Genomic DNA, 26,054 nt, shown 5'->3' on the forward strand with positions numbered 1-26,054 from the left:
AGCGCAACCGATCAAGCATCATCCGGAAAAAGCGGAGATATGCCTTCGCAACAACGCGAAACGTTTGCGCGACGCGACAAGCGCAACGCGCTTGCGCAGGATGAGTTTTGGTTGAATCAGCCGGACCGCAGACTTGCTTCGCCTCTCCCGCTTGCGGGGGAGGCCGCCGCGCGCAGCGCGGCGGGTGGGGGCTCTCTCCAGGATGGGATTCGCGGCAATACCCCCACCCCGGCCCTCCCCCGCAAGCGGGAGAGGGAGCGCAGCGTCTTCGCGGTCGCTAGTTCAACCTAACTTCATCATGCCTATGGCGCAGAGATTCACGTGCCGCGCGGTTTCACGCGCCTTGTCGGCAGCGCACTGGCGGGATCTTCCGGCCAGGGGTGGCGCGGATAGCGGCCGCGCAGGTCGGAGCGGACAGCGGCGTAGCTGCCGCGCCAAAAACCCGGCAGATCGCGCGTCACCTGCACCGGCCGCTGCGCCGGCGACAGCAGTTCCAGCACCAGCGGCACCGCGCCCTTGGCGATCGAGGGATGGATGTTGAGCCCGAACAGCTCCTGCAACCGCACCGCAATGGTCGGGCCCTGCTCGGCCTCGTAATCGATCGCAAGCTGTGTTCCGGTCGGCGCCTCGAAATGCGTCGGCGCCTCGCGGTCGAGCCGGGCGCGCAATTCCCACGGCAGCAGCGCCATCAGCGCATCGGACAGATCGCCGGCGGACAAATCCTTCAGCGCGGTCTTGTCGTACAGCGCAGGCACCAGCCAGTCCTCGGCACGCGCGGCAAGCGCGGCATCCGACAGATCGGGCCAGCTCTCGTCCTCGGCCTTGCGCAGGAACATGATTCGGTCGCGCCATTGCTTCGAATGCTTGGACCACGGCAGCCGGTCGAGGCCCGCCGCGATCAGGCCGTCGGCGAAGATGCGTGCGGTCTCGGCCGAGGGCTGCAGCGACATCGGCGCTTCCGACAGCGTGATCGCATGCAGCGAGCGCCTGCGCCGGGCGCGCAGCGCCATCGCGCCGCGGTCGAACGTTACCTCTTCCACAGTCTCGATCTGGTCGGCGAAGCGCTGTTCGATCTCGTCCTGGGTGATCGGCGCCGCCAGCAGGATGCGGCCGCTCGCGGCTGTACCCGTCAGTTCGGCGACCGCGATATAGGGAAGCCGCGCCAGCGCTGACGTCTGCTCGACCGCGGCGCCGCGGCCATTGGCCAGCACGAAGCTGCCATTGCCGCGGTTTTTGGCGACGCGGTCCGGGAACGCGAAGGCCAGCATGACGCCGGTGGAGAGATCGCCGCGATCGGCAGACACTAGCTTTGCGGGCCCCCCTCCCCGGCCCTCCCCCACAAGGGGGGAGGGAGAAGAAAGTCTCTCAGACCTCTCCACCTGCGAGGCCCAGCGTTCGGCCATGCTGCGCGCGCTCGATGCCCGCTGCGAACGGTCGCGGCGGAACTGGTCGAGCCTGTGGTCGAGATCGACGCTGTCGCCGCCGAGCCCACGCTCGGTCAGCACCGCCGCGATCTCGGCCGCTTCCTCGCCTGCACTGAGGCGGGCGGAATCCACGATCATGCGCGCCAGCCGCGGCGGCAGCGCCAGCGCGCGCAGGCTCTTGCCCTCCTCGGTGATGCGGCCGTCGCCGTCGAGCGCACCGAGTTCTGACAGCAGCGACTTCGCTTCCTTCAGCGCCGGACCCGGCGGGGGATCGAGGAAGGCAAGGCTGCCGGGATCGCTGACGCCCCATTGCGCGAGGTCGAGCACCAGCGAGGACAGGTCGGCGGAGAGGATCTCGGGCGCGGTATAGGCCGGAAGCGACGCGGTCTGCGGCTCGTCCCACAGACGGTAGCAGACGCCGGGCTCGATGCGGCCGGCGCGGCCGCGCCGTTGATCCACCGCTGCGCGCGAGGCCCGCACGGTCTCGAGCCGGGTCAACGCAATGTCAGGCTCGTAGCGCGGCACCCGCGCCTGGCCGGAATCCACCACGATGCGCACGCCCTCGATGGTCAGTGAGGTCTCGGCGATCGAGGTCGCCAGCACCACCTTGCGCGTGCCTTTCGGCGCCGGAGCGATGGCACGATCCTGCACGCTCGCATCGAGCGCGCCGAACAGCGGCACGATCTCGACCGACGCGTCATGCACGCGTTCGGCGAGGAAGGTCTGGGTGCGGCGGATCTCGGCCGCGCCCGGCAGGAAGGCGAGCACCGAGCCGGCATCGGCGCGCAGCGCGGTTGCGATCGTCTCGGCCATCTGCCGCTCCAGCGGCGCGTCCACCTTGCGGCCGACATAACGGGTCTCGACCGGAAAGGCGCGGCCCTCGCTCTCGACAACAGGCGCATCGCCGAGCAGTCTTGCGACCCGCGCGCCGTCGAGCGTTGCCGACATCACGAGGATGCGCAGATCCTCGCGCAGGCCGGTCTGCGCGTCGCGCGCCAGCGCCAGCCCGAGATCGGCGTCGAGCGAGCGCTCGTGGAATTCGTCGAACAGCACCGCGGCGACGCCGCTGAGCTCGGGATCGTCGAGGATCTGGCGCGAGAAGATGCCTTCGGTGACGACCTCGATCCGGGTCGCGCGCGACACCTTTGAGCCGAAGCGCACGCGATAGCCGACGGTTTCGCCGGCGCGCTCACCGAGCGTCTTCGCCATCCGCTCGGCGCTGGCGCGCGCAGCGATGCGGCGCGGCTCCAGCACGATGATCTTCTTAGCCCTGGCCCAGGGCGCATCGAGCAAGGCCAGCGGCACGCGCGTGGTCTTGCCGGCGCCCGGCGGCGCGACCAGCACTGCGGAATTATGGCCATCGAGCGTGCGGTCGAGCTCATCGAGCACGGCGTCGATCGGCAGCGGGCTATCGAAATGGCGTGGCAAGGACTTTCATCGCGGCAGCGGCTGGGACGACCTGCGTCCCGTGGTTAACGAACGTCTCTGGTCCCTTTCGGAATACTGGGCCTCTTAGACCATTCGCCTGTTGCAGGGAACCGGGGAAAGGCCCGGGTTCGGCGGCACATCCTTTGTATTGATAAAGGAGAAAGCAACGGATCGGGCCGATGATAGGCACGATCACGCCGAAACAGGACAGGGATGACCACAAACGGCACACAAGCTGCGACAGATCGTTCCGCCGGGAACGCGGCCGCGCGCGTCGATTGGGTCGACTATGCCAAGGGCATCTGCATCATCATGGTCGTGATGATGCACTCGGTGCTGGGGGTCGAGAAGGCCGCCGACCAGACCGGCTTCATGCATTATGTCGTGATGTTCGCAAAGCCGTTCCGGATGCCCGACTTCTTCCTGATCTCGGGGCTGTTCCTGTCGGTCGTGATCGATCGCGACTGGCGCACCTATCTCGACCGCAAGGTGATGCACTTCGCCTATTTCTATGTGCTGTGGGTGACGATCCAGTTCGGCTTCAAGGCGCCGTCGCTGGCCGCCGAGGCGGGCTGCGCCCAGGTCGGGCTCGCGTATCTCGAATCCTTCATCGAGCCGTTCGGCACGCTGTGGTTCATCTATCTGCTGCCGATCTTCTTCGTCGTCACCAAGCTGACGCGCAGCGTCCATCCGCTGGTGATCTGGCTGATCGCAGCATTGCTGGAGTCGACGCATGTCGCGACCGGCTGGACCGTGATCGATGAGTTCTGCGCGCGCTTCGTCTATTTCTACACGGGCTATGTCCTCGCCAATTACGTGTTCGCGTTGTCGGACCGCGCGCGGGCGCGGCCCGCGCTGGCGCTGCTCGGGCTTGGGCTCTGGGCGCTCGTGAACGGCAGCCTGGTTGCGCTCGATATCAGCGAATGGCCGATCGTCTCGCTGGCGCTCGGCCTGGCCGGCGCCTGCGCGATCATCGTGACCGGCACGCTGTTGGCGCGCGCACACTGGCTCGGCTTCCTGCGCTTCTGCGGCGAGCATTCGATCGTGATCTATCTGGCTTTCTTCCTGCCGATGGCCGCGACACGCACCCTGCTGCTGAAGTCCGGTGTCATCCACGACATCGGCCTGGTTTCGCTGATCGTGACCGCGGTCGGCGTCGCCGGTTCGCTCCTGATCTGGCGGCTGGCGCTGGCGGCGCGGGCCAATTTCCTGTTCGAACGGCCCGATGCGTTCTGGATCGCCCCGAAAAAGGCAGCGCCCGCTTTGCAAGCCGCGGAATAGTGCCAAAAGTCACTGCCGGATTCGTTCCACCAGGAGCGATTCCGGCCGCCCCAATTTTCCGCGCATTGAAATTACTGGCTTTTTGGTCCCGAATATTTCGTCGTCGGGCGTCCGACGAAACAATTCTCCCGGTCACGAAACCATTTTCCGCTTTTCGCGCAGACATCCGGAAACGGGCGGTAACTAACAATTCTCCCAACGAACTGCCGCCTAACGGCGAACTGGGAGCCTGTCATGCCGAACGTCATCGCCATCAACACTGCAGCCAAGAAGCATATCGACGCTGCCCGCGCGACATCGGATGAAATGCTGCTCGCGAGCATCGCCAAGAATAACCGCACCGCGATGCACACGCTCTATGCCCGTCACAATGTCCGGGTTTACCGCTTCGTGCTGCGGATGGTCCGCGACACCACGATGGCCGAGGACCTGGTCAGCCAGGTGTTCCTGGACGTCTGGCGCACCGCGGCCCAGTTCGAGGGCCGCTCGCAGGTTTCGACCTGGCTGCTGTCGATCGCCCGCTTCAAGGCGCTGACCGCACTGCGCCAGCGCAAGCATGAGGATATCGACCAGGACGACGTGCTGGAGATCGCCGATGGCGCCGACACGCCGGAAACCTCGCTCGATCGCGCCACCACCAGCGAAATCCTGCGCGCCTGCGTCGCCAAGCTGTCGCCGGCGCACCGCGAGATCATCAACCTGGTTTACTACCATGAGAAGTCGGTCGAGGAGGCCGGGCAGATCATCGGTATCCCGCAGAGCACGGTGAAGACCCGCATGTTCTATGCCCGCAAGCAGCTCGCCGATCTCCTCAGGGGTGCCGGCGTGGACAGCGTCGCGGCATAATCTAACGCAAATCCAGACACTTATCAGGAGATCGCGCGATTCAGGCAATTGTCGACGAAGCCGAAAAAGTCAGGCGACGAAACAATTGAAACAATCGACGACATCACCCGGAAAAACCCGATCTCTATACCCATATCCAACGACGCAACCGCAACCACTACCAGCTCAACGAGTTTCGACGCTTCTCTAGTTCCAACCTCCCAAGTAGCCTCCAACGACCCGGCCGGGATGCCCCCCAGCCGGGTCGCTCTGTCTTTGGCGCGGCGTCGTGAAGCCGAACGCGCCTCGTCTCACACTGACGTGACGTCATCCGCGACCGCTCGGCCGTAACGGGCCGACCGTCCTCGCGAAGACCATCAGGCGTACCCGGCACGGCCCTCTGGCGAGCCGGGAGTTCTGATGGACGGACGACGATGCTCAGCCTTGCCCTAGCCCTGCTTGCCGGTGTCGCCACCGTCGCCGCCCCCTGCACCCTGCCGATGCTGCCAATCCTGCTTGGGGTATCGATAGGCCAGACCCGCAAGGCGCGGCCCGCGGTGATCGCGCTCGGCTTCGTGATGTCATTCTCTGCGGTGGCATTGCTGCTGAGCGCGATCACGCGTGCGTTCGATTTCGATCCGAATGTGCTGCGCACCGGCGCAGCCGTCCTGCTCGCCGGCTTCGGCCTCTTGATGATCTGGCCGGCGCCGTTCGAATGGCTGTCGATCCGGCTCACTGGTGCCGCCGGCGGCGCAAGTCAGGCTGCGCCGTCGCAGGGCCTGTTCGGCGGCTTCGTGCTCGGCAGCACGCTCGGCCTGGTGTGGACGCCCTGCGCCGGACCGGTGCTCGGCTCGATCCTCACCATCGTCGCGACCTCGAAGGATACGGCGTGGGCGAGCCTGCAGCTCGTCACCTACGCGATCGGCGCCGCGATCCCGATGCTTGCGATTGCCTATGGCGGCCAAGCCGTCACCACAAGCGTGCGCAGCATGGCGCGGATCGCGCCGCGTCTGCAGCAGGGCTTCGGCGTCGTGATCATCGGCTTCGCTGCGCTGTCCTACCTGCAATACGACACGCTGATCGTGGCGTGGCTGACCCAGTTCTATCCCAACGGCCAGATCGGCCTCTGAACCCCACAGGAGATATCGATGCCCATGCGCTTGCTTGCTGTGTCGGCCCTCGTCGGCGCCCTTGGCCTGGGCGGCGCCGTCATCCCCGGCCTCTGCTCGGAGTTCGACACGCCGGCGAAGGCGGTGCCGGTGGCCGCGGCGATGACGGCCGAACAGAGCCAGACCGCGCCCGAATTCGCCGGCATCAGCAACTGGTTCAATTCGAAGCCGCTGAAGCTCGCCGACCTGCGCGGCAAGGTGGTGCTGGTGGATTTCTGGACCTATGGCTGCGTCAACTGCGTCAACACGCTGCCGCACGTCACCGAACTCTATTCAAAGTACCGGGATCGCGGCCTCGTGGTGATCGGGGTCCACACCCCGGAATTCCCGTTCGAGCATTCGGCGTCCAACGTGCAGGCGGCGCTGAAGCGGCACGGCATCCTCTATCCGGTGGCGCAGGACAACAATTCGCAGACCTGGAACGCCTACGGCAACCAGTACTGGCCGGCGCAGTACATCATCGACCAGAACGGCAAGATCGTCTTCCAGCACGCCGGCGAGGGGCGGTACGACGAGATCGACCGCACCGTCGCCCGGCTGCTCAACGCCAATAGCTAGCGCATGATCCGGAAAAGTGGGACCCGGTTTTCCGTAAAGATCATGCTCAAACGGAGATGAGACGATGATGCGATTGCATTCAATCGCATCATCGTCTCGGACAATCCGCCCTGTTTGTCGTCACACCTGGCGTGGTAAGGTCCACGCCAGGTCGGCGACAAATGGTGGATCATGTTCGAAGGCTGGGATGCGGTCGTACTCGCCCGCGCGCAATTCGCTTTCACGATGTCGTTCCACATCGTGTTTCCCGCATTCTCGATCGGGCTTGCGAGCTATCTCGCGGTGCTGGAAGCGCTGTGGCTTGCCACCAAGCGCGAAGTCTACATCAACCTGTTCAATTACTGGCTGAAGATCTTCGCGGTCGCGTTCGGCATGGGCGTGGTCTCGGGCATCGTGATGTCCTACCAGTTCGGCACCAACTGGTCGTCCTTTGCCGACAAGACCGGGCCGGTGATCGGCCCGATGATGGCCTATGAGGTCCTGACCGCGTTCTTCCTCGAGGCGGGCTTCCTCGGCGTGATGCTGTTCGGGCTGTCGCGCGTCGGCCCCAGGCTGCACTTCCTGGCGACCCTGATGGTCGCGATCGGCACGCTGATCTCGGCGTTCTGGATTCTGTCGGCCAATTCCTGGATGCAGACGCCGACCGGCCATGCCGTCAATGCCGACGGCCAGTTCGTCGCCGCCGACTGGCTCAAAGTGATCTTCAATCCCTCGTTCCCCTATCGCCTCGTGCACATGGTGCTGGCGGCGTATCTCACCACCTCGCTCGTGGTCGGCGCGGTGGGCGCCTGGCACCTGCTGCGCGACCAGCATCTCGCCGGCCCGCGCGTGATGTTCTCGATGGCGATGTGGATGGCCACCTTGGTGGCGCCGATCCAGATCCTCGCCGGCGACCAGCATGGCCTCAACACGCTGGAGCACCAGCCGGCCAAGGTGATGGCGATGGAAGGCCACTACCAGAGCCACAAGGACGGCGCGCCGCTGATCCTGTTCGGCTGGCCCGACCAGGCCGAAGCGAAGGTGAAATATGCGATCGAGGTGCCGAAGCTCTCGTCGCTGATCCTGAAGCATTCGCTCGACGCCCCGCTTGCCGGCCTCGACACCGTGCCGCGTGAAAACTGGCCGCCGGTGCCGATCACCTTCTGGTCGTTCCGCATCATGGTCGGGCTCGGCTTCCTGATCCTGGGGCTCGGCCTGCTCAGCCTGCTGATGCGCTGGCGCGGCATGATGTACCAGTCGCCGCTGCTGCACCGCTTCGCGGTCCTGATGGGCCCGGCCGGCTTCATCGCAGTGCTCGCCGGCTGGATCACGACGGAGACCGGGCGGCAACCCTTCACCGTCTACGGGCTGTTGCGCACCACCGACTCGGTATCGCCGCTGGCGGCGCCCGCGGTCGGCTCCTCGCTGATTGCCTTCATCATCGTCTATTTCGCCGTGTTCACCGCGGGTGTGATCTACATCCTGCGGCTGATGGCGCAGCCGCCGCATCCCGGCGAACAGGGCCCGCCAAGTGATCTCCCCGCCCGCGCCGCCGGCATCACGCCGGCCGCAGGCGCTGCCGTGGAGGGTGCGCGATGAGCATTCCCATCGACCTCACCACGATCTGGGCCTTCATCATCGCCTTTGCCGTGTTCGTCTATGTCGTGATGGACGGCTTCGATCTCGGCCTCGGCATCCTGTTTCCGGTGTTTCCGCAAAAGGCCGATCGCGACGTCATCATGAACACGGTGGCGCCGGTGTGGGACGGCAACGAGACCTGGCTGGTGCTCGGCGGCGGCGGCATGATGGCGGCGTTTCCACTGGCCTATGCGGTGCTGATGCCGGCGCTCTACACGCCGATGATCGCGATGCTGCTCGGCCTCGTGTTCCGCGGCGTCGCCTTCGAATTCCGCTGGCGGACCCAGAAGGCGCGCAACAAATGGGACCTCGCCTTCGCCGGCGGCTCGCTGGTCGCGACCTTGGCGCAGGGGATCGCGCTCGGCGCCATCCTGCAGGGCATCCATGTCGAGGGACGCCAATATGCCGGCGGCTGGTGGGACTGGCTGACGCCGTTCAGCGTCCTGACCGGCATCGCACTGGTGATCGGCTACGCGCTGCTGGGAGCGACTTGGCTGGTGATGAAGACCGAGGGCGAGTTGCGCGACCGCGCCTATCACCTGAGCTGGATCCTGCTGGTCGCGATGCTGTGCGCGATCGGCGCGGTCAGCATCGCAACGCCGTTCCTGGCCGTGCAGTACACCCAGCGCTGGTTCGCCTGGCCCAACATCATCCTCACCGCGCCGGTGCCGATCGCGGTCGCCGCCGTCACCGCGCTGCTGCTGCGCGCGCTCAGCAACAAGAACGACCACCAGCCGTTCTTCCTGACGCTGGCGCTGTTCGCACTGTCCTATGCCGGGCTCGGCATCAGCATGTACCCGTACATCGTGCCGCAGAGCATCACGATCTGGCAGGCGGCGGCGCCGGCCAACAGCCAGATCTTCATGCTGTTCGGGGTCTCGATCCTGGTGCCGCTGATCCTCGGCTACACCGCCTGGGCCTATTGGGTGTTCCGCGGCAAGGTGCGGCCCGGCCACGGATACCACTGATGCCGCAGGCGCCGAATCAACGGCCGCTCGGCCAGCGCCTGTTGTGGTTCGCAGCGCTGTGGCTCGGCGGCGTCGGCACGGTGACGGTGATCTCGTTCGCGTTGCGACTCTGGATCGCGCCGAAATGAGGCGAATGGCGCGGGCACACCCCGGCGCGCAATGACAGAAAACAGAAGCATTACAGTGATATAGTGTGACGCCCGCCCTAAACTTGCCATCAAGCTGCCGCTGAGATTTGATGCCGAGCGCGATTTGGGTGGAGCAACCATTGGCCGCGCGCCAACAAGGAGAGCTTTACATGACGAAACTTCGTCACCTGGTCTGGATGTTGATCGCCACGGGCGCGCTCGTGCTGTCGACGTCGCAGGGCTTCGCCCAGAGCCGCCCCGATGCCGACGAGCCCGGCCTGGTCGCCGACGACGGCTACGAGCTCGATCCGGAATGGCAGAAGCAGGTGGTGTATTACCGGACCAACGAGGCGCCGGGCACCATCATCGTCGCGACCGCCGAACGCCATCTCTACCTCGTGCAGGGCAATGGCCGCGCGCTCCGCTACGGCATCGGCGTCGGCCGCGAGGGCTTCACGTGGCAGGGCCTGGTCAGCATCACCCGCAAGGCCGAGTGGCCGGACTGGGTGCCGCCGCCGGAGATGATCGCGCGCCAGCCCTATCTGCCGCGCTTCATGGCGGGCGGCCCGGGCAACCCGCTCGGCGCACGCGCGATGTATTTGGGCACCACGGTCTACCGCATCCACGGCACCAACCGGCCCGACACCATCGGCACCGCGGTTTCCTCCGGCTGCTTCCGCCTGGTCAACAACGACGTGGCCGATCTCTATAGCCGCGTTCCCGTCGGCACCAAGGTGATCATCCGCCAGAAGCCCGAACTGTAGCGTCCGAACTCCGCCCCGTTTCCCCCGATCACTCGCGAGAGAGAACCCATGCGTACATTTCGAGGCGGCCTGACGATCGGGCTCGCGGTCGCCGTGCTGGTCGCGGCCGCCGCCATCACCTATGAGCGTTACGACACTCGCACGCTGAAGCGCACCGTGCGCCGCGGCGACGTGCTGTGCGGCGTCAACAAGGGCCTGCCGGGCTTCTCGATCCCCGACGACAAGGGCAACTGGACCGGCTTCGACGTCGACTTCTGCCGCGCGATCGCGTCGGCGATCTTCGACGACCCATCGAAGGCGAAATTCGTTCCGCTCGACGCCAGCGAGCGCTTCAAGGAGCTGCAGAACCGCAAGGTCGACATCCTTTCGCGCAACTCCACCTGGAGCATGTCGCGCGAGACCAATTACGACCTCTATTTCCCGGCGGTCGCCTATTATGACGGCCAGGGTTTCATGCTGCCGCGCTCGCGCAATATCGATTCCGCGCTCGACCTGAACGGCAGCAAGGTCTGCGTGCAGTCCAACACCACGACGCAGCTCAACCTCGCCGACTATTTCCGTGCCAACAACATGAAGTACACGGAGATGAAGTTCGACAAGCTGGACGATGTGGTGAAGGCCTATGACTCGGGCCAATGCGACACGCTGACGTCGGACGCCTCGCAGCTCTATGCGCTGCGGCTCAACCTCTCCAAGCCGAGCGACCACACGATCCTGGCCGACATCATCTCCAAGGAGCCGTTGGCGCCGGTGGTCCGGTTACGCGACGACGACTGGATGATGATCGTGAAGTGGACGCTCTACGCCATGATCAACGCCGAGGAGCTCGGCATCACCTCGAAGAATATCGACGAGGCGCTGAAGTCGAAGAAGCCGGAGGTGATGCGGCTGGTCGGCACCGAGGGCGCCTACGGCGAGGATCTCGGCCTGACCAAGGACTGGGCCGTACGCATCATCAAGCATGTCGGCAATTACGGCGAGGTCTATGACCGCAACGTCGGCGCCGACTCCAAGTTGAAGATCCCGCGCGGTATGAACCAGCTCTGGAACGCCGGCGGCGTCCAGTACGCGCCGCCGATCCGCTGATCGGCGGATTCGCCGACAAGCCTCGCCAAGTTCACGATGTCATCACCCGCGAAAGCGGGTGATCCAGTACGCCGCGGCCTCTCGGCTCAAGCACAAACGTCTCTGGAATACCTGGATCGCCCGGTCGAGCCGGGCGATGACAGTGTGTTGCGTGGCGGCGACGCCGCCGCTCAGTACCCCTTGCCCTGCGCCAGCTGGTCGGCGTGGAAATTGCTGTCGCCGAACAGCTCCTGACAGACGCGGGCGCGCTTCATGAAGAAGCCGATGTCGAACTGGTCGGTCATGCCCATGCCGCCATGCATCTGTACGCCTTCCTGGACGGCGAGCGTCGCGGTGGTCCCGGCACGCGCCTTGGCGACGGAAACCGCATTGCCCGCCTTGTCGAGATCGACATCGAGCGCCTGCAGCGCCTTCAGCACGGCGGCGCGGGTGATCTCGATATCGATGTAGAGCTCTGCTGCGCGGTGCTGCAGCGCCTGGAATTCGCCGATCGGCTTGCCGAACTGCTTGCGCTCCTTCAGGTAGGTCACGGTGCGGCCGAACACCTCTTCGGAGAGGCCGACCATTTCGGACGCGACCGAGCCGCGGCCGATATTGAGCACACCCTCGAGCAGCCCAAAACCCTGGTCAACCTCGCCGAGCACGCTGTCGGCATTGACCTCGACCTTGTCGAACACGATGCGCGCCGCGTTGTGCGAATCGACCATCGCGGTGCGCTCGACCGCGAGCCCCTTCGCTTTCGGATCGACCAGGAACAGCGTCAGCCCGTTCTTGTCGCCGGCGCCGCCCGCACTGCGCGCGGCCACGATCAGAAGATCGGCGGTGTGGCCGTCGACCACAAAGGCCTTGTCGCCGGACAGCTTGAAGCCGTTGCCGGAGCGCGTGGCCTGCAATTTGGTTTGCAGCGGGCGATGCTTTGCGCCCTCGTCGATCGCGAGCGCTGCGAGCAGCGAGCCGTCGGCAATTTTCGGCAGATGCTGGGCCTTCTGGGCCTCGCTGCCGCCGCGCGACAGCGCCGAAGCGGCAAGCACCGCGGTCGCGAGGAACGGCGACGGCATCAAGGTGCGGCCGATCTCCTCCATCACGATGCCGGCCTCGACGCAGCCGAGCCCGCTGCCGCCGAATTGGTCCGGCACCAGCAGGCCGGAGAAGCCCATCTCCGCAAACGTTGTCCAGAGCTCGCGCGAGAAGCCGGTGGCATCCTTGCTGTCGCGCAAGGAGCGCAGGTGCGCCACCGGCGCCTTGTCGCTGATGAGGCCGCGCGCACTGTCGCGCAGCATGGATTGTTCTTCGGTGAGGACGAGGGCCATGGATGGATCCGGTAACTCTGATGTTGGTCGTTTGTTCAGTTGATTTCCAGGATGTCGTCATGCCCGGCCTTGTGCCGGGCATCCACGTCTTGATTGCCGCCACAAAGACGTGGATGGCCGGGTCAAGCCCGGCCATGACGGCGGAGGTTTTATGCCCCCGGCAGATCGAGGATGCGCTTGGCGACGATGCCAAGCATCACCTCCGAGGTGCCACCCTCGATCGAATTGGCCTTGGTGCGCAGCCAGGCGCGCGGACGTGCGCCGCCTTTGGAGCGGTCGCTTTCCCATTCCAGCGCGTCGATGCCGCCCGCCGACATCAGGATCTCGTAGCGCCGCTTGTTGAGCTCGGTGCCGTAATATTTCATCGCCGAGGAAAAGGCCGGATGCGATTGCCCGGCCTTGGCGAGGTCGACCGCGCGTTCCGCGGCCGCGGCAAGCGCGGCCTCGTCGACCTCGAAGCTCGCGATCTGGCTGCGCAGCTGCGCGTCGTCGAGCCGCCCTTGCGCATCCGCACCGACCGAGTCGGCGGCGATCTGGCCGAGCGGACGGCCGACGCCGCGTTCGCCCATGCCGGAGATCATCGCGCGCTCGTGCTGCAGCAGGTACTTCGCGACATCCCAGCCGCGATTGACGGTGCCCACCACATGCGACTTCGGCACGCGGACATTGTCGAAGAAGGTTTCGCAGAACGGCGAGTAGCCGGAGATCAGGAGGATCGGCTTGGTCGACACGCCCGTTGATGCCATGTCGAACAGGATGAAGCTGATGCCGTCATGCTTCTTCGCCGCCGGATCGGTGCGCACCAGGCAGAAGATCCAGTCGGCATAGTTGGCATAAGACGTCCAGATCTTCTGGCCGTTGATGATGTAGTCGTCGCCGTCGCCGACGGCGCGGGTTTGCAGCGAGGCGAGGTCGGAGCCGGCGTTCGGCTCGGAATAGCCTTGGCACCAGCGGATCAGGCCCGCGGTGATCTTTGGCAGATGCTCCTTCTTCTGCTCCTCGGTGCCGTATTTCAACAGCGCCGGCCCGAGCATCGAGATGCCGAACGAGGTCAGCGGCTGACGCGCGCCGATCGCAGCCATCTCCTGGCGCACGATCTTGGCCTCCTCGCCGTCGAGGCCGCCGCCACCATATTCCTTCGGCCAATGCGGCACGGTCCAGCCCTTGTCGCGCATCCGCTCGAACCAGACGCGCTGCGCGTCGGACGAGAATTTCGTGTTGCGGCCACCCCAGAAGGTGTCGCCATCCGAGGCCATCGGTTTGCGCATCTCCGCCGGGCAGTTCTGCTCCAGCCAGGCGCGGGTCTCGGCGCGGAATTTCTCGAGGTCAGCCATGGTGCGTTTCCAGTCAAAATCGACGAATTGGAATCGACCTTAGACCTGCGCGGCCGCCAAATTCAATATGCCTCGCGGCCGCGCCATGCTCTGGCGTCGGTGGTCACCTCGCATGATCGGGTGTATCGCCGACAAAGGGTAACGATTGAAAAACAAGAGGAAACGGACATGCGGCTGAAGCTGCTTTCGCCTAGCGAAATGAACGCCGCCCAGAAAGAAACCTACGACGAGTCGATCGCCGGCAAGCGCGGCGCGCCACCGGCGCCGATGATGGCCTGGCTGAACAGCCCGGAGATGGCGCGGCACGCCACGCGGCTCGGCGAGGTACTGCGCTTCGACACGATCTTTCCGGCGAAGCTGTCGGAGATCGCGATCCTCGTCACCGCGCGGCACTGGACCGCACATTACGAATGGTATGCCCACAAGCGCCTCGCGCTGAAGGGCGGCCTCGATCCGAAGATCATCGAGGACATCCGCGTGCGCCGGACGCCGAGCTTCGACGATCCCAAGGCCAGGATGATCTACGACGTCGCCAAGGCGCTGCATGAAGGTCACGGCCTGCCGAAGCCGCTCTACTGCGAGGCGGTCGAGGTGCTGAGCCAGCGCGGCCTCGTCGAGGTGATCGGCCTCTGCGGCTATTACACGATGGTGTCGATGACGCTGAACACGTTCGAATTCGAGCTGCCCGGCGGCGAACTGTCCGAGCTCGCATAGACTCCACAAGGATGGCGCTTGCGGAAACGCTGCGTTTCCGGATCAGTCGCTCGGGTCCCGGCAAATCCGGATTATATCAAGCGCTGAGGCCTTGCCCCTGACGGCAAGGCATTGACGCCAACGGAGCCAGGCCATGCCGCAAAATCCTCCCATCGTCGCGGGCACGCGGATCGGGCATGTCCATCTCAAGGTCGCCGATCTCGACCGGGCGCTCGGCTTCTATTGCGGCGTGCTCGGCTTCGAGCTGCAGCAGCGCTTGGGCGCGGACGCGGCCTTCATCTCGGCCGGCGGCTATCACCACCACATCGGCCTCAACACCTGGGAAAGCAAGGGCGGCCATCCACCGCCGCCGGGCACCACCGGCCTGTTCCACACCGCTATCCTGTATCCGACCCGCCCGGCGCTCGCCGATGCGCTGCATCGCGTGCTGTCAGCCGGCATCCAACTCGACGGCGCCAGCGACCACGGCGTCAGCCAGGCACTCTATTTGCGCGATCCCGACGAGAACGGCGTCGAGCTCTATTGGGACCGCCCCGAGGCCGAATGGCCGCGCAGCGCCGACGGCAAGCTCGCGATGTTCACGCGGCGGCTCGACCTCGACGATCTCTTGAAGCAGCGGGCGGTGTAATTCCGCGGTCCGGATAATTTCGTAGCCCGGATCGCGCTTCGCCGCATCCGGCTACAGGTCTTTATTCCCCTTCCCCCTGAAAGGGGGAAGGTCGGGATGGGGGTCAGCCGCGGGCTCTGCTGCAAGTGGAGAGAGCAGATCCCCACCCGCTTTGCTCTGCGAGCAAAGCGACCTCCCCTTTTCAAGGGGAGGTGGAAAGGTAGATCGGATGGAGTGCAGCGCAACCTGCGGCTTTCTCGCCAATCGATCGAGCGGTCCCGATTAATCTTCGCTTCATCCGGGCCTACTTCCCCTTCATCATGATCGTCACCGCCGCGATCAGTTCGAGACCGATGCAGCCGTAGAATGGCAGCGTGTAGCTGCCGGAGAGATCGTGCAGTAGCCCGATCACGCCGGGGCCGAAGGCGTAGGTGATCTGGTTGATCGCAGTGATCAGGCTGACCAGTACGCCGAACGCGCGCGGATCGAACTCGCGCTGCACGATCAGCGCCGGCAGCGTGATCAGATTGCCGACCGAGAAGCCGAACAGCGCGCAGGCCGCGATCTGCGCGAAATCGTTATGCACATTGATAATGACGACGAGCGCGATGGCCTGGCTGACGAACGACAGCGCCGATGCCAGCCGCTGGTTGAGCCGGTCGATCACGAAGGAGAAGGAGACGCGGCCGACCACGGCCATCGCGGTCAAGAGCGCCATCGCCACTGTCGCGCGCTCACGGCCGATCACCTGGTCGAGATAGGCGATCAGATGCACGATGAAGCCGACCTGGGCGAACAGCACCAGCGCGAAGGCAATCGAGACCGAGAGGAAGCGGATGTCGCGCAGCGCCCGCGCGCGCAGCTGCGTCGCCGACGGAGCATCGGCCGCGGCTGAAGTCACCGCGTGAAGATGCGCCGGCGGCCGCCCGACGAAGATCAGGATCACCGGCACCATCACCACGATCAGCAGCACCGCGGCCGCGATCATCGCGCCGGAGAAGCCGAAGGCACCGATCCCCGCCACCAGCAGCGGCACGCCGACGATGCCGCCAAAGCTCGCGCCATTCAGCGCCAGGCTGATCGCCATGCCGCGCTTCTTGTCGAACCACAGGCCGAGCGTGTTGGTGATGATGCCGAGGCTGGTGCCGGCCCAGCCGAACGCCAGCAATGCATCGGCAAGATAGAGCTGCCAGGGCTCGCGAACCTCGCCGATCGCGACAGCGGCGACCGCCATCGCCAAGGTGCCGGCGATCAGGCAGCTGCGCGCACCGAACGCCTTGATCGCCTCGCTGACGAAGGCAACCAGCGCAGCGCCGAACAAATAGAAGAATGTCGTGCCCGACGAGATCAGCGACGCTGGCCAGCCGTGCAAGCGCTGCAGCTCGGCGACATAGACGCTCTGCCCGTAGAAGCCCAATCCCCAGCCGAAGGTCGCAAGCAGGAAGCAGACCACGACGATGCGCCAGCCCTCGTAACCAAGCGCGGACTCGTCTGATTGCGTGGGCGATGATGCGTCCATTTCTTGCTCTTGCTTCTCACATCGTCATGGCCGGAGTAGTCCGTTCCCACGATGTGAGCAGCCGTGCAAGCCGGTCATTTCGAAACCGATCGAAGTGTCAGCAATTGGCAGGAGCATGATCCGGAAAAGTGCGAAGCGGTTTTCCCTCGCGACAAACGCGAAGCGTTTGCGCGGAGATCATGCTCAAACAAGAAGCATTAGAGGCTTGGCTCCGGGATTTCTTCCACCGTGCGCAATTTCGCGCGCCGCTTGGCAAATGAGGCGAGCGCCAGCACGGCAAGCCCGAGCAGCACAGGCGGGAACACCACCCAGTTGACGGCGTTCCAGCCGTAATGGGCGAGCAGCTGGCCCGACGAGAACGAGCCGATCGCCATCATGCCGAACACCAGGAAATCGTTGAACGCCTGCACCTTGTTGCGTTCCTGCGGCCGGTGCGTTTCGAGCACCAGCGCGGAGGCGCCAACGAAGGCAAAATTCCAGCCCACGCCGAGCACGAACAGCGTCGCCCAGAAATGCGGCGCAGTGATACCCGACAGCCCGATCATCGCGGCCACCGCCTCCAGCGCCAGACCGAGCGCGACGATGCGAGGTGCGCCGAACCGCGCGATCAGCGAGCCCGTGAAGAAGCTCGGGCCGTACATCGCCACGATATGCCACTGGATGCCGAAATTGGAATCGCTGACCGTCAGTCCGCACATCTTCATGGCGAGTGGCGCCGAGGTCATCACCAGGTTCATCATCGGATAGGCGATCACGCCGCACAGCGCCGCGGCAATGAAGCGCGGCTGCCTTGCGATCTCGAGCAACGGGCGCCCGCCATGCAGATCCGCCGCCGCGGGTTTTGGCGCATCGACGCCCGAGAGCACCGCCATCGCCACCAGCGCGACCAGCGCCTGCATCACGAAGGAGAACGCGAACAGATAAGGCGGCCAGATGTCCATGGTCCATTGCACGAGCTGCGGCCCGAGCACGCCGGCGAACACGCCGCCGGCCATCACCCAGGACACCGCCTTGGGCCGGAACGCGGCGCTGGCGCCATCGGCCGCGGCAAAGCGATAGGATTGCGCGACGGCGCCATAGAGTCCGCCGAGGAAGGTCGCGCCACAGAACAGCCAGAACGATGAGTGCAGGATCGCCCAGGCACCGAGCGCGCCGGTGAGCGTGCCGCAGAAGGTGCCGATGATGAAGGCGACGCGCCTGCCATAGGCGCGCGAGATCGCGCCGGTCGGCAGCGTGCCGGCGGCAAGCCCGAGCACATACATCGAGAGCGGCACCGTCGCGAGCGAAACGTCCGGCGCCAGCGTCGCGCCGACGATCGAGCCGGTGGCGAAGATCACGGCCGAATTGGCGCCGGTCAGCGCCTGCGCCGCCGCGAGCCGCCACACTTTGCTGCGCACCCGCGCATCGTCGCTCGTTTCCTCCGCAGCTGTCACGTCGATCATCGGTCGTCCCGCACTGAAGCCCCGGCGGGAGCCTCCAATCGCCGGCACTATGGAGAGCCGGCGCAGGCCGATCAACCGGCTCAAACGGACGTACGCCATGCGGGAGGCGCACGAGAGACAGCCCTGCTCTCATGCGCAATTAAAGGCTGACACCTCTATCAGACCCGTCATCCTGAGGTGCGAGCCCTTGCGAGCCTCGAAGGATGCACGGCCACCAGCCGGGCCGTCGACCCTTCGAGACGCGCGCAAGAGCGCGCTCCTCAGCGTGACGGTGAAAAGTTTCTCGCCCGATGATAAATCGCCTACCGCGCCGGCTTCTTGCCCGGCCGCTTCTCGGCACGCAATGCGCCGGTCTTGTGCACCTTGGAGCGCGGCCCCACGAGGTACGGCTTGTGAACGTGCCATTCAAGCGCAAGCGTCGCGGCGAAACCGAAAAAGCTCGAACGGCTCATGCCGAGTCCGGCGGCATGCTTGTCGATCCGTGCGATGAGGCTCTTCGGCAGATAGACGTTGACGCGCTCGGACGGGTCGGGCGGGTCGACGCCGACCATGAAGAAGGCGGCGACGTCCGACCCCTTCGGCGCCACGATGCGCTCGATCGGGGTCGGCTCCGGCAATGGCTTGCCCTGCTCGACCCAGCCGTCGACGGTCTGCGCCAGCGTATGCTCGGCGCGCTCGATCGCGTCTTCCTGCGATCGCCCCGCGGCGACGCAACCCGGAAAATCCGGAAACCACGCTCCGAACGCGCCGCGCGGCCCGCGCTCCAGCACGGCCGGATAAAGCCGTCTCTTCATTCTGGCCTCCGTTATCGGGGTATGCTATTTCACACACCTTCATGTGTCAAATAACACAAGAGCCAGGAGAATGCGGCAATGGACCCGCAAGCCGAACTCCGCATCATCCGCGCCGCCTATGCCAAGCAGATCATGGCTGCCGCCAACGTCCGCGACACACGCGTGGCCGCGGCCTTCGCCGCCATTCCGCGCGAAGACTTCGTCGGCCCGGGACCGTGGATGATGCTGCGATGGTGGACCCGCGACTATGTGCCGACGCCCGATGCCGATCCGGTCTATCTCTACACCAACGATCTGGTCGCGCTGTTGCCCGATCGCCGTCTCAACAACGGCCAGCCGTCGCTGCACGCCCATCTCATGCACCAGGCCGCGCCCGCCGACGGCGAGCATGTGGTGCATGTCGGAACGGGCACGGGCTATTACACCGCGCTCCTTGCGCATCTGGTCGGACCGACCGGCCGCGTCACCGGCATCGAATACGACCCGGAGCTTGCGGCACGCGCCCGTGCCAATCTCACCGCCTACATGAATGTCGAGATCATCGCGGGCGACGGCACGCTTGTCGCGTTCGAGCCAGCCGACGTGATCTACGTCAACGCCGGCTGCACCCGGCCCGCCGCGCGATGGCTCGACGGCCTCGCCGATGGCGGCCGCCTGATTCTGCCGCTGACGTCGGATGGGGGATTCAAGGGCGGCACGCCGGAGCAGGTGGCACGATCCGGCGCGGTGTTCCGGATCCGACGCGAGGAGGCAGGCTATCGAGCTTCCTGGATCTCAGCGGTCGCGATCATTCCCTGCGACGGCGGTCGTGACGAACCGTCCGAAAAGGCGTTGGCCGAAGCCTTCGCCGGCGGCGGCTGGCAGAAGGTGGCGCGGCTCTATCGCGACGCCGACATTCCCGACGAACGTTGCTGGCTGCGCGGGGATGGCTGGTGCCTCGCCTATGACTGAGCCGTTCGCGTAAACATCAGGATCATGTTGTTGGCCGGCATCTCGAAGGCGCCGCCGAGCTTCAGCCCGACGCTCTCCGCAAGCTTCTCGACCTCGGCGATATCACGGACGCCCCATTCGGCGTCGCGTTCGCGCAAGGAGGTGTCGAACACGGCGTTGCTCAGCGCGGTGTGCTTGCCGTCGCGCTTGAACGGGCCGTAGAGGAACAGCCGGCCGTCGGCGCGCAAATGCTGCGCGGCGCCGGCGAACAGGCCTTCGGCCACACGCCACGGCGCGATGTGGATCACGTTGGCGCAGAAGATCGCGAGCAGTTTGTCCGGACCTTTGCCGTCGGATGGCGCCGGCGACCAGGCCGGATCGGACAGATCGATCGGTTGCGGCGGCTGGATGTTGGCAAGCCCGGCATGCGCGCGCCAGGCGGCGATGCTGCGCAGATGCGCCGGATGGAGATCACTTGGCCACCAGGTGATGTCAGGCGCCTGACCCGCGAAATACACCACATGCTGGCCGGTGCCGCTGCCGGTCTCCAGCACGTCGCCGGACTGGCCGGCGAGGAAGCGTTTCAGGACCGCCCAGATCGGTTGATGGTTGCGGTGGAACGCTGCCGCGTCGAGCCGCCCGTCCGCCTCGACCGGCTGGCCGTCCTTGCCGAACTCCACCACGAACTCCGCCACCACTTCTCTCCCTCACGCCAAGCCGCTTGTGAACCGTGCACATGCCATCGGCAAGAGCGGAACCCGCATAGCATACTGCCTAACCGTCATCCCCGCGCAAAGGCTTCGCCTTTGTCGCTGGAGGTACGAGCTCTTGCGAGCCTCGAAGGATGAATCGGCCACAGTCGGGCCGTCGACCCTTCGAGACGCGCGCAAGAGCGCGCTCCTCAGGGTGACGGGTCTAATCTCGTCTAAGCGCACTGTCGCTCTGGGATTACCCCCGTCGCAACGCGCCTATTCTCCGTGTTGCCAGCCGATGGCCTTTGTGCTTTCCACTCTTTATATTGCGATGGGATCATCGAGATTGAAGCCCGGGAAACGTCCTTGATCGCCACTTTCTTCAAGCCAGCCTTCGTCCTGGCGCTGCTGGCAGGCGCCGCCATGGCGGTGCCCGCGCAGGCCCAATCCGCCGCCGAGGGCCAGAAACTCGCCTTCGACCGCGGCAAGGGCAATTGCCTGACCTGCCATGTCATCAAGGGCGGCGACCTGCCGGGCACGATCGGCCCCGAGCTGACCGGCCTCAAGGCGAAATACAGCCGCGACGAGCTGGTCGGGATCGTGACGGATGAGACCAAGCGCAATCCGCAAACCGTGATGCCGCCGTTCGGCCGAAACCGGATTTTGAGCGAAAAGGAAATCAACGCGGTGGTGGACTTCCTGCAGACGTTGTGACGCCGCGACCGCCGCTTGAGGAGATTTTTTCGATGAACATCACGACCAGCGAATTCTTCAAGACACGCCGCCTGCTGCTGAAGGGCGCCGGCGTCGCCGCATTGATCGGCCTCGGTGTCATTCCGTTCGACGTGCCGCAGGCGCTCGCCGCCGCCAACGACAAATATCCGGAAGACGCGTTCAAGCAGAAGAGCGAGGCCGACGCGATCAAGGCGCTCTACGGCAAGACCGCCGAGCCCTCGGGCAAGGTCAAGATGGACGCGCCGGAGATCGCCGAGAACGGCGCTGTGGTGCCGATCTCCGCCACCACGACGCTATCAGACGTCACCTCGATCTCGTTTCTGGTCAGCGAGAACCCGATCTCGCTGGTCGCCTCGTACAAGATTCCGGCCGGCACGCTGCCCACCGTCGCCAACCGCATCAAGATGGCCAAGACCAGCAACGTCACCGTGATCGTCGAGGCCGGCGGCAAGCTCTACAGCGCCCAAAAGGAAATCAAGGTCACTGTCGGCGGCTGCGGCGGCTAGTTTACATGATGAGCATCGATCGAAACCGCAAACTCGCTGTGCTCCCTCTCCCGCTTGCGGGGGAGGGTTGGGGTGGGGGTTTCGCCACCATGGATGCTCTTCGTTTGGAGAGAGCCCCCACCCGGATCGCATCTTGCGATGCGATCCGACCTCCCCCGCAAGCGGGAGAGGTGAAGCGAGCCCGCGGACGGGCCGTTGCGATAACAGAGGAATAGACCGATGGCATCGAGCATTCGCGTGCGCGCCACGTCAAACGGCGACACCACCGAGGTGCAGGCGCTGATCCAGCATCCGATGGATTCCGGCTTCGTCAAGGACGCCAAGGGCGAGATCATTCCGCCGCATTTCATCCAGGTGCTGACCTTCGAGTATGACGGCAAGCCGGTGTTCGTCGCCGACTGGGGCGGCGGCGTCTCCAAGGACCCCTATGTCAAGTTCGCCTTCAAGGGCGGCAAGAAGGGCGACGATCTGAAGGTCAGCTGGGTCGACAACAAGGGCGCGACCGACACCGCCACGGCGAAGATTCAATGACGCGGCGCCTCGCAATCCGCGCTCTAGAGCGTTTTCGAGCGAAGTGGACGCCGGTTCGCGTGAAGAAAACGCGTCCAAACAAAAATCTGGTCGCAACGCTTGCGCTCGGCATGCTGACGCTCGCGCCGGCGGCGCGCGCAGCCGACACCGTCGATCCCGCGGCCGACAAGGCCGCGTTCCAGAAATTCTTCACCAGCAAATTCCCCAAGCTGAAGCTCGAGGATTTCGTCAACGGTCCCTATTCGATGAATGAGGACCTGCACAAGCAGTGGCAAGAGAAGGAAGAGTTTCCGCCCTACGAGTTCTCGCTCGAGGCCGGCAAGGAGATGTTCTCGACGCCGTTCAAGAACGGCAAGACCTATGCCGACTGCTTCCCGAACAAGGGCATCGGCATCCGCCAGAACTATCCTTATTTCGACGAGAAGGAAGGCAAGGTCGTCACGCTGGAGCTCGCGCTCAACCGCTGCCGCGAGGCCAATGGCGAGGCGCCGTTCTCCTATGTGAAAGACGACATGGCGGCGCTCACCGCCTACATGGCCTTCACCTCGCGCGGCAAGCCGATGGACATCAAGATCCCGAACGATCCGCGCGCGCTTGAGGCCTATCAGAAAGGCAAGGAATATTTTTACACCCGCCGCGGCCAGCTCAATTTCTCCTGCGCCACCTGCCACATCCAGAGCCCGGGCGAGCGGATCCGCGCCGAGGTGCTGGCGCCGGCGCTCGGCATCCTGAACGCGATGCCGATCTACCGCTCGGAATGGTCAGGGATGGGCACCACCAGCCGCCGCTTCACCACCTGCAACAGCCAGATCCGCGGTGTGCCGCTCAATCCGCAGGACGACGAGTATCGCAACCTCGAATATTATCTGTCCTATGTCAGCAACGGCCTGCCGATCTCGGGTCCGGGAGCACGGCCATGAGAGTCATCATCGCGGCATCGGTCCTGCTGCTCGCAACCGCGACGGGCGCCCTCGCCGCCTCCGAGGCCGACTACAAGGCGGCCTACGCCGCTGCCGAAGCCGCCAACAAGGAAGCAGGCAGCCTGCGCAACCAGTGGACCACCACCGCCGCGACGCTATCCGCCGCAAAAAAGGCCGGTGAGGCTGGTGATTTCGACACCGCCGTCGCCCAGGCCAAGGAGGCCGAGGCACTGGCAAAGGCATCGATCTTCCAGGCCACCAGCGAAAAGGAACGCTGGAAGGACATGGAAATTCGCTAAAGGCGCGCAGGCCACGGGCCGCGCGGAGAGAGTGATGATCATCCGCCGCCGCGAATTCCTGAGAGCTTCGGCCGCCGCGACGCTTGTGGCCGGCCTGCCCCGGCTTGCGCGCGGCGCCGATACCGCCAGCGTCTACGACCTCGAGCGCTTCGGCAACGCCCGCATCCTGCACATGACCGACACCCATGCGCAGCTGAAGCCGGTGTTCTTCCGCGAGCCCAGCGTCAATCTCGGCGTCGGCGCGATGGCCGGCCAGCCGCCGCATCTGGTCGGCAAGGCGTTCCTCGACCGTTTCGGCATCCGGCCCGACAGCGCCGACGCCTATGCCTTCACCTGCGTCGAGTTCGAGAAGGCCGTCGGCCGCTTCGGCAAGCTCGGCGGCTTTGCCCATCTGAAGACGCTGGTCGACAAGCTGCGCACCGATGTCGGCGAAAAGCGCTCGATCCTGCTCGATGGCGGCGATCTCTGGCAGGGCTCAGGGCTCGCCAACGCCATGAACGGCGCCGACATGGTGGAGGCCGCCAATCTGCTCGGCATCGAGGCGATGACCGGGCATTGGGAATTCACTTATGGCGAGCAGGTGCTGCGCGACAATCTCGCCCGCTTCAAGGGCGAGTTCCTGGCGCAGAACGTATTCCTGACCGAGGAAGCCGCGTTCAACGACGCCAAGGCGTTCGATCCGGCCTCCGGGCGCGTGTTCAAACCATCTGTCATCAGGGAGATCGGCGGGCATCGTGTGGCGATCATCGGCCAGGCCTTCCCCTATGTGCCGATCGCGCATCCCAAGCGCTTCACGCCGGACTGGAAGTTCGGCATCCGCGACGAGGAGCTGCAAAAGCTGGTCGACGGCCACCGCAACAACGACAAGGTGGAGGCGGTGATCCTGCTGTCGCATAACGGCATGGATGTCGATCTCAAGCTCGCCAGCCGCGTCACCGGCATCGACGTCATCCTCGGCGGCCACACCCATGACGCGATCCCGATCCCGATCACGGTGACCAATGCCGGCGGCGTCACGCTGGTCACCAATGCCGGCTCCAACGGCAAGTTCATCGGCGTGCTCGATCTCGATCTCGCCAAGGGCAAGGTCGCCAATGTCCGCTACCGCCTGCTGCCGGTGTTCGCCGAACTGCTGAAGCCCGATCCGGCGATGCAGACGCTGATCGACAAGATGCGCGACCCGCATGTCGACGACTGGAGCGACAAGCTCGGCACGGCCGACCGCCTGCTCTACCGCCGCGGCAATTTCTCCGGCACCGTCGACCAATTGATCTGCGACGCGCTCTTGAGCGAGCTCAACGCCGAGATCGCGCTGTCGCCGGGTTTCCGCTGGGGCCTCACCGCGCTCGCCGGCCAGCCACTGACCATGGAAGACGTGCTGTCGGAAACCGCGATCACCTATCCCGAGACCTACGTCGCCACCATGACCGGCAGCCAGATCAAGGACGTGCTGGAAGACGTCTGCGACAACCTGTTCAACGTCGATCCCTATTATCAGCAGGGCGGCGACATGGTCCGCGTCGGCGGCCTGGCCTACGCCTGCACGCCGGGCGAATCCGTCGGCAAGCGCATTTCCGAGTTGAAGCTTGGCAACGGCAAACATCTCGAAGCCGGCAAGCACTACAAGGTCGCGGGCTGGGCCTCGGTCAACCAGCAGAGCGGCGCGCCGATCTGGGACGTCGTGGCCAAGCACCTGCGCTCCGGCCGGCCGCCGAACCGCGACGAGCCCGGCGTGACGCTGAAGGGCGTCGACGACAATCCGGGGATGACGAGGCTCGGATGACGCGGCGCCCAGTCATCGCTGCGCTCTGCCTGGCGGCGCTCGCGCTTGCAGCACCCCTCGCCCGCGCCCAGCTGGCGCCGCTGCAGGACAAGCCGTTCGCCGAGCACAAGATCGTGCTGCAGCTCTCCGACAATGATCCGAGGAAGCAGGGCCTCGTCATCAGCGTCGCCAACAATCTGATGAAGCACTACGACCCCGACAAGGTCGCGGTCGAGATCGTCGCCTTCGGCCCTGGCATCGAGTTGCTCAAGCCCGACAATGCCAACCGCAAGCTGGTCGAAAGCCTGGTCGCGCAGGGCGCGCGGGTCGATATCTGCCTCGACACCGTCGACACGATCGAGCGCGACACCGGCAAGCGGCCCGACTACATCGCAGCCGCCACTCCGGTGCAGGTCGGCGTCGCGCAGATCCTGATCTTGACCGAGAACGGATACACGCTGGTCCGTCCCTGACGGAGCTGCAGGAGCAGGGCTGGAGGTTCGTCCGGCCTGGAGGCTCGTATCTATCTAGACCCGTCATCCTGAGGAGCCGCGCAGCGGCGTCTCGAAGGATGCACGGCCCTCGTGCTTCAACGCGCATTGTCCCTCCCCGCGGAAAGACCCGGGCCGTTCACCCTTCGAGACGGCTGCTGCGCAGCCTCCTCAGGATGACGGTGATGGACCCGTTTGGGGGATGGATTTGCTTTGAATC

Annotated in this window: 26 protein-coding genes; 19 read left to right on the plus strand and 7 right to left on the minus strand. The window is 65.1% G+C overall.

Annotated features, from left to right (window positions below):
- Positions 1–317: 317 nt before the first annotated feature.
- Positions 318–2,852: an ATP-dependent helicase HrpB gene (gene hrpB / locus HAP48_RS12860; RefSeq protein WP_166213497.1), complete on the minus strand. Its 2,535-nt coding sequence runs from the start codon at positions 2,850–2,852 to the stop codon at positions 318–320.
- Between the two features lie 213 nt (positions 2,853–3,065).
- On the opposite strand from hrpB, the gene HAP48_RS12865 reads away from it, so the two are divergent.
- From HAP48_RS12865 to HAP48_RS12905, 9 genes are all read left to right on the plus strand, one after another.
- Positions 3,066–4,133, plus strand: coding sequence for an acyltransferase family protein (locus HAP48_RS12865; protein WP_166213496.1), 1,068 nt, complete (start codon positions 3,066–3,068; stop codon positions 4,131–4,133).
- Positions 4,134–4,367: 234 nt separating this feature from the next.
- Positions 4,368–4,979 (plus strand): sigma-70 family RNA polymerase sigma factor, encoded by a 612-nt coding sequence (locus tag HAP48_RS12870; RefSeq protein WP_166213495.1) that lies wholly within the window; start codon positions 4,368–4,370, stop codon positions 4,977–4,979.
- 413 nt (positions 4,980–5,392) lie between these two features.
- On the plus strand, positions 5,393–6,088 hold the full coding sequence (locus HAP48_RS12875; RefSeq protein WP_166213494.1) for a cytochrome c biogenesis CcdA family protein: 696 nt from the start codon (positions 5,393–5,395) through the stop codon (positions 6,086–6,088).
- Positions 6,089–6,106: 18 nt separating this feature from the next.
- A complete protein-coding gene (locus HAP48_RS12880; protein ID WP_166213493.1) occupies positions 6,107–6,685 on the plus strand; it encodes a thioredoxin family protein in 579 nt (192 codons plus the stop codon).
- 171 nt (positions 6,686–6,856) lie between these two features.
- Positions 6,857–8,263: a cytochrome ubiquinol oxidase subunit I gene (locus tag HAP48_RS12885; protein WP_166213492.1), complete on the plus strand. Its 1,407-nt coding sequence runs from the start codon at positions 6,857–6,859 to the stop codon at positions 8,261–8,263.
- The gene (gene cydB / locus HAP48_RS12890; RefSeq protein ID WP_166213491.1) at positions 8,260–9,270 is read left to right on the plus strand and encodes a cytochrome d ubiquinol oxidase subunit II; all 1,011 of its coding nucleotides are present in this window, start codon (positions 8,260–8,262) and stop codon (positions 9,268–9,270) included. The genes HAP48_RS12885 and cydB overlap by 4 nt, the downstream gene beginning before the upstream one ends.
- Positions 9,270–9,398 carry a DUF2474 domain-containing protein gene (locus HAP48_RS12895; RefSeq protein WP_156928837.1) on the plus strand — a complete coding sequence of 43 codons (129 nt, stop codon included), beginning with the start codon at positions 9,270–9,272 and terminating at the stop codon, positions 9,396–9,398. The genes cydB and HAP48_RS12895 overlap by 1 nt, the downstream gene beginning before the upstream one ends.
- Before the next feature lie 170 nt (positions 9,399–9,568).
- Complete coding sequence (locus HAP48_RS12900) at positions 9,569–10,162, plus strand: L,D-transpeptidase (protein ID WP_029083603.1); 594 nt, start codon at positions 9,569–9,571, stop codon at positions 10,160–10,162.
- A gap of 48 nt (positions 10,163–10,210) precedes the next feature.
- The gene (locus HAP48_RS12905) at positions 10,211–11,248 is read left to right on the plus strand and encodes an amino acid ABC transporter substrate-binding protein (protein WP_166213490.1); all 1,038 of its coding nucleotides are present in this window, start codon (positions 10,211–10,213) and stop codon (positions 11,246–11,248) included.
- Positions 11,249–11,418: 170 nt separating this feature from the next.
- On the opposite strand, the gene HAP48_RS12910 is transcribed toward HAP48_RS12905, so the two are convergent.
- Positions 11,419–12,558, minus strand: coding sequence for an acyl-CoA dehydrogenase family protein (locus HAP48_RS12910; protein ID WP_166213489.1), 1,140 nt, complete (start codon positions 12,556–12,558; stop codon positions 11,419–11,421).
- 149 nt (positions 12,559–12,707) lie between these two features.
- Complete coding sequence (locus HAP48_RS12915) at positions 12,708–13,892, minus strand: acyl-CoA dehydrogenase family protein (RefSeq protein ID WP_166213488.1); 1,185 nt, start codon at positions 13,890–13,892, stop codon at positions 12,708–12,710.
- Positions 13,893–14,060: 168 nt separating this feature from the next.
- On the opposite strand from HAP48_RS12915, the gene HAP48_RS12920 reads away from it, so the two are divergent.
- Positions 14,061–14,606, plus strand: coding sequence for a carboxymuconolactone decarboxylase family protein (locus HAP48_RS12920; protein ID WP_166213487.1), 546 nt, complete (start codon positions 14,061–14,063; stop codon positions 14,604–14,606).
- 133 nt (positions 14,607–14,739) lie between these two features.
- Entirely contained in the window at positions 14,740–15,234 is a 495-nt protein-coding gene (locus HAP48_RS12925; RefSeq protein ID WP_166213486.1) for a VOC family protein, read from the plus strand.
- A gap of 283 nt (positions 15,235–15,517) precedes the next feature.
- Here the strand turns inward: HAP48_RS12925 and HAP48_RS12930 are convergent, their stop codons facing one another.
- From HAP48_RS12930 to HAP48_RS12940, 3 genes are all read right to left on the minus strand, one after another.
- Complete coding sequence (locus tag HAP48_RS12930) at positions 15,518–16,732, minus strand: MFS transporter (protein WP_166213485.1); 1,215 nt, start codon at positions 16,730–16,732, stop codon at positions 15,518–15,520.
- 197 nt (positions 16,733–16,929) lie between these two features.
- On the minus strand, positions 16,930–18,174 hold the full coding sequence (locus HAP48_RS12935; protein ID WP_166213484.1) for an MFS transporter: 1,245 nt from the start codon (positions 18,172–18,174) through the stop codon (positions 16,930–16,932).
- A 302-nt stretch (positions 18,175–18,476) separates the two neighbouring features.
- Positions 18,477–18,968: a type II toxin-antitoxin system HicB family antitoxin gene (locus HAP48_RS12940; RefSeq protein WP_166213483.1), complete on the minus strand. Its 492-nt coding sequence runs from the start codon at positions 18,966–18,968 to the stop codon at positions 18,477–18,479.
- Positions 18,969–19,046: 78 nt separating this feature from the next.
- Between HAP48_RS12940 and HAP48_RS12945 the strand changes: the two genes are divergently transcribed.
- Entirely contained in the window at positions 19,047–19,919 is an 873-nt protein-coding gene (locus tag HAP48_RS12945) for a protein-L-isoaspartate O-methyltransferase family protein (RefSeq protein WP_166213482.1), read from the plus strand.
- Here HAP48_RS12945 and HAP48_RS12950 read toward each other — a convergent pair.
- The gene (locus HAP48_RS12950) at positions 19,910–20,593 is read right to left on the minus strand and encodes a DUF938 domain-containing protein (protein WP_166213481.1); all 684 of its coding nucleotides are present in this window, start codon (positions 20,591–20,593) and stop codon (positions 19,910–19,912) included. The genes HAP48_RS12945 and HAP48_RS12950 overlap by 10 nt on opposite strands.
- A 420-nt stretch (positions 20,594–21,013) precedes the next feature.
- Here HAP48_RS12950 and soxX point away from each other — a divergent pair, with 420 nt between their 5' ends.
- The 7 genes from soxX to HAP48_RS12985 all read left to right on the plus strand — a co-directional run bounded on the left by soxX (position 21,014) and on the right by HAP48_RS12985 (position 25,816).
- Entirely contained in the window at positions 21,014–21,304 is a 291-nt protein-coding gene (gene soxX / locus HAP48_RS12955; protein WP_166216440.1) for a sulfur oxidation c-type cytochrome SoxX, read from the plus strand.
- A 32-nt stretch (positions 21,305–21,336) separates the two neighbouring features.
- Positions 21,337–21,831 carry a thiosulfate oxidation carrier protein SoxY gene (gene soxY / locus HAP48_RS12960; RefSeq protein ID WP_166213480.1) on the plus strand — a complete coding sequence of 165 codons (495 nt, stop codon included), beginning with the start codon at positions 21,337–21,339 and terminating at the stop codon, positions 21,829–21,831.
- Positions 21,832–22,050: 219 nt separating this feature from the next.
- Positions 22,051–22,362 (plus strand): thiosulfate oxidation carrier complex protein SoxZ, encoded by a 312-nt coding sequence (soxZ, locus tag HAP48_RS12965; protein ID WP_029083589.1) that lies wholly within the window; start codon positions 22,051–22,053, stop codon positions 22,360–22,362.
- 110 nt (positions 22,363–22,472) lie between these two features.
- Complete coding sequence (gene soxA / locus HAP48_RS12970) at positions 22,473–23,282, plus strand: sulfur oxidation c-type cytochrome SoxA (protein WP_166216437.1); 810 nt, start codon at positions 22,473–22,475, stop codon at positions 23,280–23,282.
- Positions 23,279–23,581, plus strand: coding sequence for a hypothetical protein (locus HAP48_RS12975; protein ID WP_166213479.1), 303 nt, complete (start codon positions 23,279–23,281; stop codon positions 23,579–23,581). The genes soxA and HAP48_RS12975 overlap by 4 nt, the downstream gene beginning before the upstream one ends.
- A gap of 34 nt (positions 23,582–23,615) precedes the next feature.
- Positions 23,616–25,364, plus strand: a complete 1,749-nt coding sequence (gene soxB / locus HAP48_RS12980) for a thiosulfohydrolase SoxB (RefSeq protein ID WP_166213478.1) — start codon at positions 23,616–23,618, stop codon at positions 25,362–25,364.
- Positions 25,361–25,816 (plus strand): DsrE family protein, encoded by a 456-nt coding sequence (locus tag HAP48_RS12985; RefSeq protein WP_166213477.1) that lies wholly within the window; start codon positions 25,361–25,363, stop codon positions 25,814–25,816. The genes soxB and HAP48_RS12985 overlap by 4 nt, the downstream gene beginning before the upstream one ends.
- Positions 25,817–26,054 lie beyond the last annotated feature (238 nt).

It is taken from the genome of Bradyrhizobium septentrionale (assembly GCF_011516645.4).
Classification (GTDB): domain Bacteria; phylum Pseudomonadota; class Alphaproteobacteria; order Rhizobiales; family Xanthobacteraceae; genus Bradyrhizobium; species Bradyrhizobium septentrionale.

Excerpts from the sequence above, each read along its gene's own strand:
- HAP48_RS12925 (WP_166213486.1), top strand. The coding sequence starts at position 14,740 with ATGCCGCAAAATCCTCCCATCGTCGCGGGCACGCGGATCGGGCATGTC.
- HAP48_RS12935 (WP_166213484.1), bottom strand. The coding sequence starts at position 18,174 with ATGATCGACGTGACAGCTGCGGAGGAAACGAGCGACGATGCGCGGGTG.
- HAP48_RS12940 (WP_166213483.1), bottom strand. The coding sequence starts at position 18,968 with ATGAAGAGACGGCTTTATCCGGCCGTGCTGGAGCGCGGGCCGCGCGGC.
- HAP48_RS12870 (WP_166213495.1), top strand. The coding sequence starts at position 4,368 with ATGCCGAACGTCATCGCCATCAACACTGCAGCCAAGAAGCATATCGAC.
- soxX (WP_166216440.1), top strand. The coding sequence starts at position 21,014 with ATGGCGGTGCCCGCGCAGGCCCAATCCGCCGCCGAGGGCCAGAAACTC.
- HAP48_RS12975 (WP_166213479.1), top strand. The coding sequence starts at position 23,279 with ATGAGAGTCATCATCGCGGCATCGGTCCTGCTGCTCGCAACCGCGACG.
- soxA (WP_166216437.1), top strand. The coding sequence starts at position 22,473 with ATGCTGACGCTCGCGCCGGCGGCGCGCGCAGCCGACACCGTCGATCCC.
- HAP48_RS12895 (WP_156928837.1), top strand. The coding sequence starts at position 9,270 with ATGCCGCAGGCGCCGAATCAACGGCCGCTCGGCCAGCGCCTGTTGTGG.
- HAP48_RS12865 (WP_166213496.1), top strand. The coding sequence starts at position 3,066 with ATGACCACAAACGGCACACAAGCTGCGACAGATCGTTCCGCCGGGAAC.
- HAP48_RS12985 (WP_166213477.1), top strand. The coding sequence starts at position 25,361 with ATGACGCGGCGCCCAGTCATCGCTGCGCTCTGCCTGGCGGCGCTCGCG.
- soxZ (WP_029083589.1), top strand. The coding sequence starts at position 22,051 with ATGGCATCGAGCATTCGCGTGCGCGCCACGTCAAACGGCGACACCACC.
- cydB (WP_166213491.1), top strand. The coding sequence starts at position 8,260 with ATGAGCATTCCCATCGACCTCACCACGATCTGGGCCTTCATCATCGCC.
- HAP48_RS12905 (WP_166213490.1), top strand. The coding sequence starts at position 10,211 with ATGCGTACATTTCGAGGCGGCCTGACGATCGGGCTCGCGGTCGCCGTG.
- HAP48_RS12910 (WP_166213489.1), bottom strand. The coding sequence starts at position 12,558 with ATGGCCCTCGTCCTCACCGAAGAACAATCCATGCTGCGCGACAGTGCG.
- HAP48_RS12875 (WP_166213494.1), top strand. The coding sequence starts at position 5,393 with ATGCTCAGCCTTGCCCTAGCCCTGCTTGCCGGTGTCGCCACCGTCGCC.
- HAP48_RS12920 (WP_166213487.1), top strand. The coding sequence starts at position 14,061 with ATGCGGCTGAAGCTGCTTTCGCCTAGCGAAATGAACGCCGCCCAGAAA.
- HAP48_RS12885 (WP_166213492.1), top strand. The coding sequence starts at position 6,857 with ATGTTCGAAGGCTGGGATGCGGTCGTACTCGCCCGCGCGCAATTCGCT.
- soxY (WP_166213480.1), top strand. The coding sequence starts at position 21,337 with ATGAACATCACGACCAGCGAATTCTTCAAGACACGCCGCCTGCTGCTG.
- HAP48_RS12915 (WP_166213488.1), bottom strand. The coding sequence starts at position 13,892 with ATGGCTGACCTCGAGAAATTCCGCGCCGAGACCCGCGCCTGGCTGGAG.
- HAP48_RS12930 (WP_166213485.1), bottom strand. The coding sequence starts at position 16,732 with ATGGACGCATCATCGCCCACGCAATCAGACGAGTCCGCGCTTGGTTAC.
- HAP48_RS12880 (WP_166213493.1), top strand. The coding sequence starts at position 6,107 with ATGCCCATGCGCTTGCTTGCTGTGTCGGCCCTCGTCGGCGCCCTTGGC.
- HAP48_RS12945 (WP_166213482.1), top strand. The coding sequence starts at position 19,047 with ATGGACCCGCAAGCCGAACTCCGCATCATCCGCGCCGCCTATGCCAAG.
- HAP48_RS12900 (WP_029083603.1), top strand. The coding sequence starts at position 9,569 with ATGACGAAACTTCGTCACCTGGTCTGGATGTTGATCGCCACGGGCGCG.
- soxB (WP_166213478.1), top strand. The coding sequence starts at position 23,616 with ATGATCATCCGCCGCCGCGAATTCCTGAGAGCTTCGGCCGCCGCGACG.